The 14,726-nt window shown below is 40.9% G+C and carries 13 protein-coding genes; 4 read left to right on the top strand and 9 right to left on the bottom strand.

The genetic code is table 11. The features are described 5' to 3' along the window. A partial coding sequence (locus HMPREF9010_RS12510) for a transposase (protein WP_198139068.1) occupies positions 1-377 on the top strand: 377 nt, incomplete at its 5' end. A 209-nt stretch (positions 378-586) separates the two neighbouring features. On the opposite strand, the gene HMPREF9010_RS12515 is transcribed toward HMPREF9010_RS12510, so the two are convergent. Both HMPREF9010_RS12515 and HMPREF9010_RS12520 read right to left on the bottom strand, forming a co-directional pair. After that, positions 587-1,018, bottom strand: coding sequence for a hypothetical protein (locus tag HMPREF9010_RS12515; protein ID WP_008648891.1), 432 nt, complete (start codon positions 1,016-1,018; stop codon positions 587-589). Positions 1,019-1,752: 734 nt separating this feature from the next. Then, entirely contained in the window at positions 1,753-2,160 is a 408-nt protein-coding gene (locus HMPREF9010_RS12520) for a hypothetical protein (RefSeq protein ID WP_004304410.1), read from the bottom strand. 193 nt (positions 2,161-2,353) lie between these two features. On the opposite strand from HMPREF9010_RS12520, the gene HMPREF9010_RS12525 reads away from it, so the two are divergent. After that, positions 2,354-3,568, top strand: a complete 1,215-nt coding sequence (locus HMPREF9010_RS12525) for an ATP-binding protein (RefSeq protein ID WP_008648890.1) — start codon at positions 2,354-2,356, stop codon at positions 3,566-3,568. A gap of 80 nt (positions 3,569-3,648) precedes the next feature. On the opposite strand, the gene HMPREF9010_RS0124405 is transcribed toward HMPREF9010_RS12525, so the two are convergent. Continuing rightward, positions 3,649-3,903: a type B 50S ribosomal protein L31 gene (locus HMPREF9010_RS0124405; RefSeq protein ID WP_004300906.1), complete on the bottom strand. Its 255-nt coding sequence runs from the start codon at positions 3,901-3,903 to the stop codon at positions 3,649-3,651. Between the two features lie 421 nt (positions 3,904-4,324). Between HMPREF9010_RS0124405 and HMPREF9010_RS12530 the strand changes: the two genes are divergently transcribed. Further along, positions 4,325-5,329 carry a class II fructose-bisphosphate aldolase gene (locus HMPREF9010_RS12530; RefSeq protein ID WP_008648889.1) on the top strand — a complete coding sequence of 335 codons (1,005 nt, stop codon included), beginning with the start codon at positions 4,325-4,327 and terminating at the stop codon, positions 5,327-5,329. Between the two features lie 184 nt (positions 5,330-5,513). Here the strand turns inward: HMPREF9010_RS12530 and HMPREF9010_RS12535 are convergent, their stop codons facing one another. The 6 genes from HMPREF9010_RS12535 to HMPREF9010_RS12560 form a co-directional block, all read right to left on the bottom strand. Further along, positions 5,514-6,674, bottom strand: coding sequence for a sodium ion-translocating decarboxylase subunit beta (locus HMPREF9010_RS12535; RefSeq protein WP_004300899.1), 1,161 nt, complete (start codon positions 6,672-6,674; stop codon positions 5,514-5,516). Between the two features lies 1 nt (position 6,675). After that, a complete protein-coding gene (locus tag HMPREF9010_RS12540; protein ID WP_004300895.1) occupies positions 6,676-7,107 on the bottom strand; it encodes an acetyl-CoA carboxylase biotin carboxyl carrier protein in 432 nt (143 codons plus the stop codon). Between the two features lie 24 nt (positions 7,108-7,131). Next, positions 7,132-8,052, bottom strand: coding sequence for an OadG family transporter subunit (locus HMPREF9010_RS12545; protein WP_032852657.1), 921 nt, complete (start codon positions 8,050-8,052; stop codon positions 7,132-7,134). Between the two features lie 31 nt (positions 8,053-8,083). Further along, positions 8,084-9,637 (bottom strand): acyl-CoA carboxylase subunit beta, encoded by a 1,554-nt coding sequence (locus HMPREF9010_RS12550; RefSeq protein WP_004300890.1) that lies wholly within the window; start codon positions 9,635-9,637, stop codon positions 8,084-8,086. 28 nt (positions 9,638-9,665) lie between these two features. Continuing rightward, positions 9,666-10,070 (bottom strand): methylmalonyl-CoA epimerase, encoded by a 405-nt coding sequence (mce, locus tag HMPREF9010_RS12555; protein ID WP_004311398.1) that lies wholly within the window; start codon positions 10,068-10,070, stop codon positions 9,666-9,668. Positions 10,071-10,245: 175 nt separating this feature from the next. Beyond that, on the bottom strand, positions 10,246-11,244 hold the full coding sequence (locus tag HMPREF9010_RS12560) for a GNAT family N-acetyltransferase (RefSeq protein WP_008648882.1): 999 nt from the start codon (positions 11,242-11,244) through the stop codon (positions 10,246-10,248). A 239-nt stretch (positions 11,245-11,483) separates the two neighbouring features. Between HMPREF9010_RS12560 and HMPREF9010_RS12565 the strand changes: the two genes are divergently transcribed. Beyond that, complete coding sequence (locus tag HMPREF9010_RS12565) at positions 11,484-14,723, top strand: SusC/RagA family TonB-linked outer membrane protein (protein WP_004300879.1); 3,240 nt, start codon at positions 11,484-11,486, stop codon at positions 14,721-14,723. Positions 14,724-14,726: the final 3 nt, after the last annotated feature.

Here is a 14,726-nt window from a genome sequence, read left to right as displayed (position 1 = left end):
CACAGAATCAGATACGCAAATACATTCTAAAGGGANAATCGGATAATCCTAAACTAGCGGAACTGTATAAGTCCTCACCGCAGATTAAAGAACTTTTAAGCGTGTGTCAGAATTTCAGAGATATGATTAATGGGAACACTTATGATAAGGATATTAGAAAGTGGATTGAAAAAGCGAAGGCAACACGGAATATGGCACTGACGAACTTTGCATATGGTATTGAAAAAGACTGGGAGGCAGTACAGGCAGCTATTGATATCCCCTTCAGTAACGGATTACTGGAGGGGACAGTGAATAAAATTAAAGCGGTAAAAAGACAGATGTACAATAGGGCAGGAATTAAACTACTGAGAGCGAAGATTATTTATTCACAATAGAAGAAGTACCACCAAATTTGACGAAGAACCGTTTTTTCAACTTTATAGAGGAGGATTACGCATCAAAATTAGGGTCACAAGCGTAAGTCATAAACCAAATTCACCTCTGTGTCCTCCGTGTCCTCTGTGGTAAAAACCGTGCAATAATGTGCCAATATGCTAATTGTTTACGTTGTGTCCCACATGGTAATTGGTACGCTGATAATTATTCACCATTGAAACCTTTTGCGCAGCCTTTTTATCCAACTGTTGCTACGTATAACATTATTATTCTGTCCAATCGCTTTTTTCAAATCCCGGATTCGTTCGTTTTGTCTCTTCATTGCTGCCTGTATTTCGTTTATCAACGTATTTATTTCCTTCTGCAGCTGAATTTCCTTTTCTTTCAATTGAATAATGTGGGCGTATTTCTCGCAGACCATCGTTTTGTCTATGCACAGTTGTTCCAGCGTATCAATATATTCTGCTGTAATGCCGGCTTTACTTCGGCGAAAGAGTTCCAGAATACATTCTTCGTCAACGTTCGGAACATTGTCTATGTATAACATAGGGAATTGTCCCATTTCCACCCAAAGTAGGATCGCTTCTTTTTCGATGTGATACTTAATCACTGCTTTTTCTACACTAATCCATTTTGGCATATCGCTTTTGTTTTAATGTGTTATAAAAAAGGAGTAAATAACGTATTGTCCGGAGAGGTGCAACGAACACCCACGATTTTTATGATTTCGGTCGGCTGGGGAATTGGTTGGGGTATAAGGATTGTTGAAACCGACCGGATACAATAAAAGCGTGAGTGCTGTTGTACCATTATCTAAACTTAAGGCTTAGCAACACCCTTCACCAGATAATGATAAACAACAGACACCCACGCCAAACGTTTATATATAACAAATCTCTAATCGATATGTTGATATACGACTATCTACGTGGAGTATCTGTTGTATCATCTCTCGGTGTGAAAAAACTGCTAATTTTTAAGTTTGAGAGACAATACGTTATTTACTCCATTAAGGAATAAAAACCGCTTTTGCCTGTTTCATCACGCTGATGGGCAGAAAGCGTGTGACAAAGATATATGTTTTTTTCGGAATAGGATGGAAAAGAGGAAATAAATGCAGGAAATATGGTATGAGAATAGAGAGTATGGTATAAAGATGGTAAATATGCTATACGGGTGGCAAATATAATGTGATGATAAAAAGGAGGGAGCCAAAAGTGAAACCATCTATTAGATTGATATTATTTAGGTACGGATTACACGGATTTCGCGGCTTTTAGTCTAATGGAACCGTGAAATCCGTGTAATCCGTGCCTAAATGAAAGCCATAAAAGTCTTTTGACCTCGCATTGTCTTTCCGTGCAATTCTTTTTTTTAGCTGCGATTTCTTTTGGGCTTTCCGGAGAAGATAGTCAGTTCAAGAATTGCAAAGATGATTTCCGTTGTGGTATATCCGGTAAATGTATATTCCAAATTTTCATTTTCGGAGAAGTATTTGAGATAAACGGTTGGAGTGCCATTGTGGAAGTCGAGAAAAAGATAAGAAGTATAATCATAGATGCCAAGATCGGCAAACTCGTTCAGAATCGCTGTGTTGAAAATCGTGCATTGGCCTGTCTTTGATTCATTTCCGGACATTTCGAATCTGCGATGTTCTTTTGCGAGATCGTCTTTATTCACATGTCTGAATTGTTCTTGCAGTTCTTTACTGAAAGAAAGGCGTTGTCTGATGAAATTAAAAACTTCTTCCTTTGTCATTTGTTTTAAATCGGTTATTTCCATTTTTTATTAATTAGCCGGGTAAAGGTACTTTCTTTATTTGGTAATAAATCGGATTTAGTCATATTTCTTTTATTTATTTTTCGGCTTATAACCCTAAAAGAATCTGAATTTATGGATTTATTTAGGGTTATAACCCTAAAAACTTTCCGAAAATAGTATATCTTTGTGCTTATAACCCTAAAAACTTTTGAATATGATTAATCGTGAACAGTATATGGAACAAATTGTTCCTTTTATAGATAAGCCGTTTGTAAAAGTGATAACGGGTATTCGTCGCAGTGGAAAGTCGGTAGTGCTGCGTCTGATTCGTGACGAACTGTTGAGGAGAGGAGTTCGTGAAGAACGTATCATCTATCTGAATTTTGAAAGTTTTCAGTGGATAGATTTGAAAGAGGCGAAGGCTTTGTATGCTTATATTCGGGGACAGGCGGGAGATGCGGGTAAATATTATATTCTCTTGGATGAAATTCAGGAAGTGGACGGTTGGGAAAAAGTGGTCAACTCACTTCTGGTAGATTTGGATACGGATATTTATGTGACCGGCTCCAACTCACGTATGTTATCGTCCGAACTGGCAACTTATTTAACGGGACGGTATGTCGCTTTCCATGTCATGACCTTGTCTTTTAGAGAATATCTGACTTTCCATGACTTGCAGGCCAATGATCCGACACTCAACCGGAAGGAGGAATTTCAGAAATATCTCCGTATGGGAGGATTCCCAGCCATACATACTGCCGATTATGGATATGAGGCTATCTATAAAATTGTTTACGACATCTATTCTTCTGTCATTCTTCGTGACACGGTGCAGCGTCACAATATCCGGAATGTGGAACTGCTCGAACGGGTAGTGAAGTTTGTTTTCGATAATATAGGCAATAAGCTGAACGCTAAAAATATAGCTGATTACTTCAAAAGTCAGCAACGGAAGGTGGATATGAATACCATCTATAATTATCTGAATGCATTGGAAAGTGCTTTTATCATTCAACGTGTTCCCCGATATGATATTAAAGGAAAGGAAATTCTGCAGACGAATGAGAAGTATTTTGTAAGTGACCTTTCTTTGATTTATTCCGTGATGGGCTATCGTGACCGGTTGATTGCAGGTATGTTGGAGAATCTGGTCTGTCTGGAGTTGAAAAGAAGGGGTTATGAAGTGTATGTAGGCAAACAGGATGATAAAGAAGTGGATTTTGTAGCCATCCGTCGGGAAGAAAAGATTTATGTGCAAGTAACGTATCAGTTAGCTTCACAGGCAACTGTTGAGAGGGAGTTTGCTCCTTTGCTCGCCATTAACGACCATTATCCTAAATATGTAGTTAGCATGGACAGCTTGTGGCAGGATAATGTGGAGGGTGTCAGGCATCGTCATATAGCCGATTTCTTGTTGGATGATGCTTGACGTTAAGGAATATAGAAAACGAAAAAGAGGAAATTCTCTGCGAGAATCTCCTCTTTTTTCATCTTTCACGAAAGATCGAATTATTTCTTCTTACGGTCACCGTAACGGCTCATGAACTTATCAACACGACCTGCAGTATCTACCAATGTAGATTTACCTGTATAGAACGGGTGAGAAGTGTTTGAGATTTCAATCTTCAGCAACGGATAAGTTTCACCTTCGAATTCGATGGTTTCTTTAGTTGCTACAGTTGATCTAGACAAAAACATGTCACCATTTGACATATCTTTAAATACTACCGGACGGTATGATTCTGGATGAAGGCCTTTTTTCATTTCAGTATCTGTTTTTTAATTTATATTCTGTTACTATTTTGGTAAGAAATAGTGTAATGGTCATTTTCAGAGCGCAAAGATAATGCTTTTCTGTGAAATAGAAAAAGGTTTTCTAAAATTTCTGATTTCTAATTTATGATTTCTGATTGGCTATGCAGATTTTGGTGATTAAATGAATGAAAAATGAGGTATAAATAAGGAGATATAAATCCGAAGGCATCAATCAGAATTCAGAAATCATAAATCCCAAAGTTTGCAAGGTGGACATTACAATCTAATGTCACACTCGTATTCCTGCTAAATTTTGCAGTCTGATTTAAACCTTTTTCTACTATATTTTTCTTTCCGATGTTCGTTATTCGATGGATAATGCTTACTTTTGCGTAGAATTTTTATTCACTAACAATAAACTTTAAACAAAATGGTAAATTACAAAGATTTAGGATTGGTAAACACAAGAGAAATGTTTGCTAAGGCTATCAAAGGTGGATATGCTATCCCAGCATTCAACTTCAACAATATGGAACAAATGCAGGCTATCATCAAGGCTGCTGTTGAAACTAAATCTCCTGTGATTCTTCAGGTTTCTAAAGGTGCTCGTCAGTATGCTAACGCTACTTTGTTGCGTTACATGGCACAGGGTGCTGTAGAATATGCTAAAGAATTAGGCTGCGCACATCCGGAAATCGTTCTTCATCTTGACCACGGAGATACATTCGAAACTTGCAAATCTTGTATCGATTCAGGTTTCTCTTCAGTGATGATTGACGGTTCTCATCTTCCTTACGAAGAAAACGTAGCATTGACTAAGAAAGTTGTTGAATACGCTCACCAGTTTGACGTAACTGTAGAAGGTGAACTTGGCGTATTGGCTGGTGTAGAAGATGAAGTTTCTGCTGACCACCACACATATACTGACCCAGAAGAAGTAATCGACTTCGCTACTCGCACTGGTTGCGACTCTTTGGCTATCTCAATCGGTACTTCTCACGGTGCTTACAAGTTTACTCCGGAACAATGCCACATCGACCCGGTTACAGGCGTAATGGTTCCTCCTCCATTGGCATTCGAAGTATTGGACGCTGTAATGGAAAAACTTCCGGGATTCCCTATCGTTCTTCACGGTTCATCTTCAGTTCCACAGGAAGAAGTGGCAACTATCAACCAATACGGTGGTGCATTGAAAGCTGCTATCGGTATTCCCGAAGAATGGTTGCGTAAGGCTGCTAAGTCTGCTGTTTGCAAAATCAACATCGACTCTGACTCACGTCTGGCTATGACTGCTGCTATCCGTAAGACTTTCGCTGAAAAACCAGCTGAATTCGACCCACGTAAGTATCTTGGCCCGGCTCGTGACAACATGGAAAAACTGTACAAGCACAAAATCATCAACGTGCTCGGTTCTGACAATAAATTGGCACAGTAATAATCTCCGGATTATTCCATAAATAAAAGAAAGAGGCTGCTCCGGTTTGAACACTGGTAGCAGCCTTTTTTATGACGTTTAATCGTTTCAGAACGGAGAGAAGAAACACTATGGCTGTAATTAAAGAACACCCGTGTCACAACTGAATGTAACACGGGTGTTCTTATCTATTATATAATGTTTCTTACATCAAGAATCCAAGCAGGATACCGGCAGCAACAGCTGAACCGATCACTCCGGCAACGTTCGGACCCATAGCGTGCATCAGCAAATAGTTGGTCGAATCATATTCCAAACCAATCACTTGCGAGATACGTGCAGAGTCGGGAACAGCAGAAACACCTGCATTACCGATCAACGGATTGATCTTATTACCTTTCTTCAGGAAGATATTGAAGATCTTAACGAAGATGACACCGGATGCCGTTGCAATAACAAATGACAATGCACCGAGGGCAAAGATCTTGATAGAGTCAAGCGTCAGGAATTCGGATGCTTGTGTAGAAGCACCTACTGTCAGACCCAACAGGATAGTGATTGTATCAATCAACGGACCACTGGCAGTATTAGCCAAACGGCGGGTTACACCACTTTCTTTCAACAGGTTACCGAAGAACAGCATACCCAGCAAAGGCAGACCAGAAGGAACCAGGAAACAAGTCAGCAACAAACCGATGATCGGGAAAATCACTTTCTCCGTGTGAGAAACGGCACGCGGCGGTTTCATGCGGATGACACGTTCGTTCTTGGTGGTGAGCAGACGCATGATAGGCGGCTGTATCACCGGAACCAACGCCATATAGGAGTAGGCGGACACCGCAATGGCTCCCATCAGGTTAGGTGCTAGCTTGGAAGAAAGGAAGATGGCCGTCGGGCCGTCTGCTCCACCAATGATACCGATAGCACCGGCTTGCATCGGATCGAAGCCCATTTCTAGCGCGATCATATAAGCACCGAAGATACCGAATTGTGCAGCTGCACCGATCAGCATCAATTTTGGATTAGAGATAAGTGCCGAGAAGTCCGTCATGGCACCGATACCCAAAAAGATGAGTGGCGGATACCAGCCGGAGGTCACTCCCTGATACAATATATTCAATACAGAACCTTCTTCATAAATACCGACTTTCAGCCCGGCATCCATATTAAAAGGTATATTACCGATCAATATACCGAAACCGATAGGAATCAGCAGCATCGGTTCGAACTCTTTGGCTATTGCCAAATAGATGAATACCAAGCCAACGAGAATCATGACTACATGCCCTACCGTAGCATTGGCAAAGCCTGTGTATGTCCAGAAGTCGGCTAGGTTATTTCCTAAAAAGTTTATAAAGTCTCCCATATTATTCAATAATTACGAGGTCATTACCTTCAAGAACAGAGTCTCCCTTGTTGACGTTGATGGCAGTAATCTTACCGTCCTTATCCGCATTGATATTGTTTTCCATCTTCATGGCTTCCAATATGATAATGGTCTGTCCTTTCTTTACAGTATCGCCTACATTCACTTTGATGTCGAGGATCACACCCGGCAGCGGAGATTTTACTCCTGATTTTCCGGTAGATGGAGCGGTCGGTTTCACTACTTGAGTAGGAGCAGCAGGAGCATTAGGCATCGGGCGTACTGTCACGGGTTTCGCAACAGGCTTCGGCTGTTTCTCCATTTCTACTTTATAGTGTGTACCGTTCACTTCTACATGAGCGATGTTGTCTTCAATATCTCCGATGGTTACTTTATATGAGTTACCGTTGATTTTATATTTATATTCTTTCATCGTTTTTACTTTTTAAAAGGTGACTTACTTTCTGGGAGGAGTTTCACGCAAAGTGTAAATCTTCGAACTCCATGGTGAGTAGCTGCGTTTTACGCGGGTGATGGTCAGCACCGTTTCTTCTACGTCGTGCACCTCATCCTGCATTTCGTGTAATGCCATAGAAATAGCAGCGTATACTTCGCCCGGAGCCTGTGACAGTTCCTTAGCTTCATGCTTGTCAATTCCTTTAGATTTCATAGCGTTGCGCTTGCTCAAATTAACAGCTACTTTTCCTACAATCTTGAAAGCAATAAAGAGAAGAATCAATCCGCAGAATACTACGCTCATGGCAGAAATGGACATTCCAACGCCATCAGCATCGTGTTCTTCAAACTTTTCCATCTTGGAATTGCTGTCAAGAGTCTTGTTGTTGGTGCTCGGAGTCACGTATTTGTCACCGCTTCCACTTTTTACTTCCCATTCAGCTGCCCCGTCGCTTACACGAGCGTATGATTGATTGGGACCGAGAGTGCCTGCGGGCACTACAATCTGGTCGAGCAACTTCTTGCCGGAGTCGAACAGACCCACCCAATTAGCTGTTTCCGGATTCAGCTTGAAGCTGGTATGGAAAGTACCACGGTTAGGTTCGCCATCTGCCCAGAATAGTGCATGTTGGCGGGGTTTCACTAAGGTAAGTATATCACCTTTCGGGATAAAATAAGTAACTGTATCGCCCGGTTGGCTGCTTACTTTCAGCAAGCAAGCTGCCAGGTCGGCGCTACCGAATGATTTATTGAATATTTCAATCCATGCGCTGTGCAATCCGTAATCGTCCTGAAAATTACTCTGATTGTTTATCAGGATTTCGTTTAGCACCAGCTTATTGTTCGACTTTTGCTCTCCACAAGAAGTCAGACCAATCAGCAACAGCAAAGAAAGGAATATTCCGATTTTGGTTTTGTTCATAATCGTTCTTGTTTTAATGTGAAAAGTAGGATTACAACGGAATATTACCATGCTTCTTAGCCGGATTACTCAATTTCTTAGTCTGCAACTGCTGCAAAGCACGGATAACACGGAAACGTGTGTTGCGCGGTTCAATCACATCGTCGATGTAGCCATATTTAGCTGCATTGTAAGGATTGGCGAACAATTTCGTGTATTCTGCTTCTTTCTCTGCAAGGAATTGAGCCGGGTTTTCCTGATCTTTGGCTTCGCGTGCGTACAATACTTCTACTGCTCCTGCACCACCCATTACTGCGATTTCGGCAGTAGGCCATGCGTAGTTCATGTCACCGCGAAGTTGCTTACAGCTCATCACGATGTGAGAACCACCGTAGGATTTACGCAATGTGATAGTAACCTTAGGCACAGTAGCTTCACCGTAAGCATACAACAGTTTAGCACCATGAAGGATAACGCCATTGTATTCCTGACCTGTTCCCGGAAGGAATCCCGGTACGTCTACCAACGATACGATAGGAATATTGAATGCATCGCAGAAACGAACGAAACGTGCACCCTTACGAGATGCGTTACTATCGAGCACACCAGCCAGATACTTAGGCTGATTAGCAACGATACCTACCGATTGTCCGTTGAAGCGGGCGAAACCGATGATGATATTCTTTGCATAATCTTTCTGGATTTCAAGGAATTCACCGTTGTCCACAATAGCGCCGATCACTTCGTACATGTCATACGGTTTAGTAGGGCTGTCGGGGATAATATCGTTCAAAGAATCTTCCAGACGGTCGATTGGGTCTGTGCAATCTACATAAGGAGCTTCTTCAAGGTTGTTTTGAGGAATATAGCTCAACAGTTTGCGAATCAGTTCGAAACCTTCTTCTTCTGTTTGGGCGGTGAAATGAGTCACACCCGATTTAGTGGAGTGAACGCTTGCGCCACCGAGGTTTTCCTGGCTAACGTCTTCACCTGTAACGGTCTTCACCACTTTCGGTCCGGTGAGGAACATATAAGAAGTGCCTTCCATCATCAGTGTGAAGTCGGTCAGAGCCGGAGAATAAACAGCACCACCGGCACAAGGACCGAAGATACCGGAAATCTGCGGAATAACACCTGAAGCAAGGATGTTGCGTTGGAAGATTTCTGCATAACCTGCCAAAGCGTTGATACCTTCCTGGATACGTGCACCACCCGAGTCGTTGATACCGATACAGGGAGCGCCCATCTTCATGGCTTGATCCATGATTTTACAAATTTTCAATGACATCGTTTCTGACAGTGAACCGGCAGAAACAGTGAAGTCCTGTGCGAACACATATACCAGACGTCCTTCGATCGTACCGCAGCCGGTTACTACACCGTCTCCCGGGTAATGTTTTTTCTCCATGCCGAAGTTCGTGCATCTGTGCTCAACGAACATGTCCATTTCTTCGAAGCTACCCTCGTCAAGCAGCATAGCCAGACGCTCGCGTGCTGTGTATTTCCCTTTTTCGTGTTGCTTCGCAATTGCTTTTTCACCGCCTCCGATACGTGCTACGGCACGGCGTTCAATAAGCTCTTTAATTTTTTCAAGTTGATTACTCATGAGTTCTTGTTAGTTTTAGAGTTTATGATTAATGTTCGCAGAGTTCTGTTAACACACCCAAAGTTGATTTCGGGTGAAGGAAAGCGATATTCAAACCTTCAGCACCTTTGCGGGGAGCTTTGTCGATAAGGCGGATTTCTTTGCCTTCTGCCTCTGCCAGCGCATTGGCTACGCCATCTTCTACAGCAAATGCGACGTGGTGAACGCCTGCACCTTTGTTTTCAATGAATTTGGCAATAGTACTCTCCGGGCAAGTAGGCTCCAACAGTTCAATTTTTGTTTCGCCCACTTTTAAAAAAGCAGTTCTTACTTTCTGATCTTCCACTGTTTCAATGTTGTAACACTTCAGACCTAATACATTTTCGTAGTAAGGAAGGGCTTCTTCGATGCTTTTTACAGCAATGCCCAGATGTTCAATGTGTGAAATCTTCATAACTATACTTTTTTTATTTGGTTTTAAATCTGTGCTTATAAGGCATAAAACAGCACAAAGAAAGACATTTCTTATCTAATAAAGAAATATTTCTGCATTTAATTATTGGATTATTAAACAGAAAAAATGGTGGGAAAGGAGCATAAAACATTGTTTTGTAATCTTGAGATTACATTTAGACATAAAACTTGACTAAGAGTTTATTCAGCCAACTCCAATTGACGCGGAACCAACGGCGGGTACTGCTTTGTTTTCCTCCGAAGCGAAGAACGAAATCACGATAACCGTGTTTACGGAACGGAAGTCCTACATCCATAAATTCCATGTGGCGGAATCCCCGTTGGTGTGCGTCTTCCAATGCTTTCCAAACGGCTAGCACACCCGGATATTGAAGTGCGTATGTCTTTCTCATTCCTCCCGAAAACCAAAGGTATGCGTCGTCTCCCGAATAGATACAGACAGAACCGCCAATGATTTTCTCTTTGTATTTCACAACGAATATTTTTGCCTGTTGTCCTTTGATTAACATATTGTTCATGTGGTGGAAAAAATCGTTGGCCGGGAAATATCTGCGTATGCGGGAGGAATAAACCTTGTGCAGCATCCGTGAGAAATCGTGTATTTCTTCCACGGTATGTGCTTCCTCTACTTTGGCTCCATTCTTGAGTCCTTTTTTTATCTGACGGATGCGCGACGGGCTGAACCGGTCTTCCGTCTTTTTCATACTGTGCAGCGAATTGCGTACCCGCAACCAGTTGACTGGGAAATAATCGTTGGTACGGAAAACCCGATAACCGAACATCGAATTGTTCAGGTTCCGGAATTCGATCAGGACACAGCTGCGCGATGCTTCTTGTGTGAGATGTTCGAGCATATCGCCGAAGACTTCTTCTGCCTTTTCTTTGTTGGTCGAAAGAGACTCGTCCAGAAATTCGCCTTCACTATATACTACACAATGTTTCACTAAAGAAGAAGGGAGCCACTTCTTTGCTTTGCGGATGGCAGCAAGCAGGCGTGCCACCGGTCTGCCGTCTTCTGTTGCCACTATTAATAAAGGAGTATACCCAGGAGTTGCTTCATAAATCAGAAATAACTCTTTGGAATGGAAGGTATTTTTTCCCGGCAATTCAGGAATATCCTTCCCATGATAATATGTTGTTAGTTTCAGTGGCATCTAAGTACAAATTTACACTTTTTATTCTTTATTCAACAACAAAATAAAGAATTTGTTGGAGCTGCTTGAAGTAAAGTATAATATATAGTTGCGTATTTAATGGAGAAAATATATTTTATAGAAGAAATATGGTATGAAAAGTGAGTACGTATTAAAATTAGATTCGTCTTTAATTAAGATTATAATCGAATAGTTTTTGCAAAACAACGAGAATTAATATTAACTTTAAATTAGAACGAATGAGATGTAATGCATTTGTTGAAGCATGGAAGAATCATCATAGACGCGCTTCCATGATTTTAGGGTTGTCTTTATTGGCTGCCCCTCTGTCATACGCTGTTTATGCAGAAGATGGAGTTTCTAATACTATGGTGCAAGTTGTCACACAAACGAAAACTGTGAAAGGAACTATCATCGATGAAAGCGGGGAGCCGCTGATTGGAGTTTCTATCGTTGTGAAAGGAACAAGTACAGGTACGATTACCGATTTTAACGGTAACTTCTCTATCGATCTTCCGGCGGGAAGAAAAGAACTGGTCATTTCTTATATCGGTTACAAAGAACAAACGGTGACTGTGACGGGCAACGGACCGGTCAATGTGAAAATGGTTTCGGACACACAGGCATTGGATGAAGTAGTTGTTGTGGGTTACGGTACGATGAAAAAACGCGATTTGACAGGAGCTATCACTTCTGTAAAAAGTGAAGATGTAGTGATGAATCCAAGTTCAAATCCGATGCAGGCTTTACAAGGTAAGGTGGCAGGATTGGATATTACGCGTGAATCGGGACAGGCCGGTTCGGGAGTAAAGATGCAGTTGCGTGGTAACCGGTCATTCCAGAAGGATTCCGGAAATCCTTTATTTATAATTGATGGTATGCCGGGGGATTATTCTACATTGAATCCGAATGATATTGAAAGCATTGAAGTTTTAAAAGATGCTTCTTCGACAGCTATTTATGGTTCAAGTGGTGCGAACGGTGTTATTTTAATTACTACTAAAGGTGGTAAGGAAGGCAAAGCAATTGTTAATTTTAATGCATACGTAGGTGTAAACGGCTGGTCAAGGACTCCGGAGATGCGTAGTGGAGAAAGTTATATACAAACCTTGAGAGATGCATCTGTTGGTGCTGGCGATGGACGTTGGAGCTCGGTTGCTGATGATAAAAATCTGTTTACTACTGATGCTGAATGGAATGCACATCAAAATGGCCAATATATAGATTGGGTGGATGCTTTGTTGAAAACCAGTGTAACACAGAATTATTCTGTTTCTGTGGCTGGTGGAACGGAAAAGACAAAGGCATATTTTTCTCTGAACTTCTCTAATGAGGATGGGCAGTTTGCACAAGATAGTTATAAACTTTATTCATCTAAAATCCGGGTAGATCATAAGATTAAAAAGTGGATGAAGGTGGGCATTGATGCTCAACTGTCTTATGTACATCAAAATAAAGCTGATTCTGATTTACAGACTTTGATGGCGTCAAATCCTCTTGGATCCTTGTATAATGAAGATGGAAGCATCAATCCGCAACCTGTTGCCGATCCTTCATCTACAGTATATAATTATCTTTTAAATGAGGATAAAAGTTTGTACCGCAATCAGGCTCAAAACCTTAAGGTTTATTTTAATCCTTACTTGGAAATCACTCCTCTTAAAGGGCTGACTTTTATTACTCGTGCTGGTGCTAATTTGGGATATTCACGTAGTAACACTTTCACAGGAGAGGGGTCTGTTCAATGGTATAAGGCAAATCAAACGGCAGACGGCATTAAGGCACAAGTTAAGGACAACCGTTCGTATAATTATAAGTGGGAAAATATACTTACTTATAATTTCCAGATTAAGAAAGTGCATGATATAACTCTTACTGCAGTTACATCGTGGAACCACAATCGTAGCGATGTCACTACTTTGTATCAAAAAGGTGTTTCTGATAATAAATTCTTATGGCATAATATTCTTGATGGTAATTCCTCAACTTCGGGAAGTACTTCTTATAGTATGTCTAAGGGGATGGGATATGTCGGCCGTTTGAACTATTCATATATGGGTAGGTATTTATTTGCTGCATCTGTCCGCCATGACGGCTCTTCCAGACTGGCAGAAGGTAATAAATGGGATACTTTCCCGGCTTTTTCTTTGGGATGGAGAATCTCTGATGAAAAATTTATGGAGAGTACGACTAACTGGTTGAGTAATCTGAAAATTCGCTTCGGATATGGTGTTACGGGTAGTACAGCGGGGATTGATCCGTATTCGTCTGCTGCATCATTGGATGCTACTGCTGTAAATATGATATTAGGAGGTGTTCTGACGCCGATTTATAAATTCTCACAGAATATTCCGAACTATTTGCTTACATGGGAAAAGTCGTATAACACGAATATTGGTATTGACGCTGCATTCTTAAATAATCGCATTGATGTCAGTATGGAATATTATAATACAAAAACAAAAGATGTTATATGGAACAAGGCACTTCCTGTTATTAATGGAGCATTCTCCCCGGATGGTGGACCTAAAGCGAATTATACTACTAATTTAAATATGTGTGAGACTAGCAATAAAGGTTTTGAGTTGGCTCTTAATACACGTAATATTATAACAAAGAACTTTACCTGGAGTTCAAGTGTAACTTTCAATCATAATAAAGAGAAAATAACCAAATTGTCCGGTGGAGACTCAGATGTGCTTAATAATGGTGACACCGGTTATGCATTGGCATTGGGAGAAGCTATTAACTCTTATTATCATTATAAGTTGGATGGTGTATGGCAAAAAGGTGAGGAAACTGATGCGGCGGTATTTGGTGCTGCACCTGGTGATTTGAAAATCAATATACCTAATTTAGTAAAAGAATCTGATGGTAGATTCTATAAAATAGATGAAGAAACGGGTAGTGCTGCTGTGGATGAAAATGGTAATGTTATTTATTACACTTCTGATAATAAATATACTCCAAGTGATGCAGATTATCAAATTCTGGGTCACAACTCTCCGGATTGGTCTTTAGGATTCCAGAATAATTTTACCTGGAAGGATTTTGATTTAAGTGTGTTTGTTTATGCACGTTACGGACAGATGTTTGCTTATGATATGTTGACGTCTTATGACCCGAAGGGTATACGTAACTTCCCGACCTATTTCAATTATTGGACTGAAAACAACCCTTCAAATGATTTTCCTGCCGCCAATGCTAATAAAGGTCTCGAACAATATACAGGATATTACGCATTACGCTATGTAGACGGTTCGTTTATAAAGATTAAGAACATTACATTGGGATATAGTCTGCCGAAATCTATCTTAAAATCAGCCGGTATAGAGAAGTGTCGTTTCTATGCTACCATTACAAATCCGTTTGTATTTGCGAAAAGCCATTTGCTGAAAGATTATGATCCGGAAATGAATGGTTCTCTGAAGTACCCATTGACCAAACAATTTGTATTTGGTGTAAATGTTACATTCTAGTTT

Source organism: Bacteroides sp. 3_1_23 (assembly GCF_000162555.1).
Taxonomy (GTDB): domain Bacteria; phylum Bacteroidota; class Bacteroidia; order Bacteroidales; family Bacteroidaceae; genus Bacteroides; species Bacteroides ovatus.
This window is presented reverse-complemented; position numbering and strand designations above follow the sequence as displayed.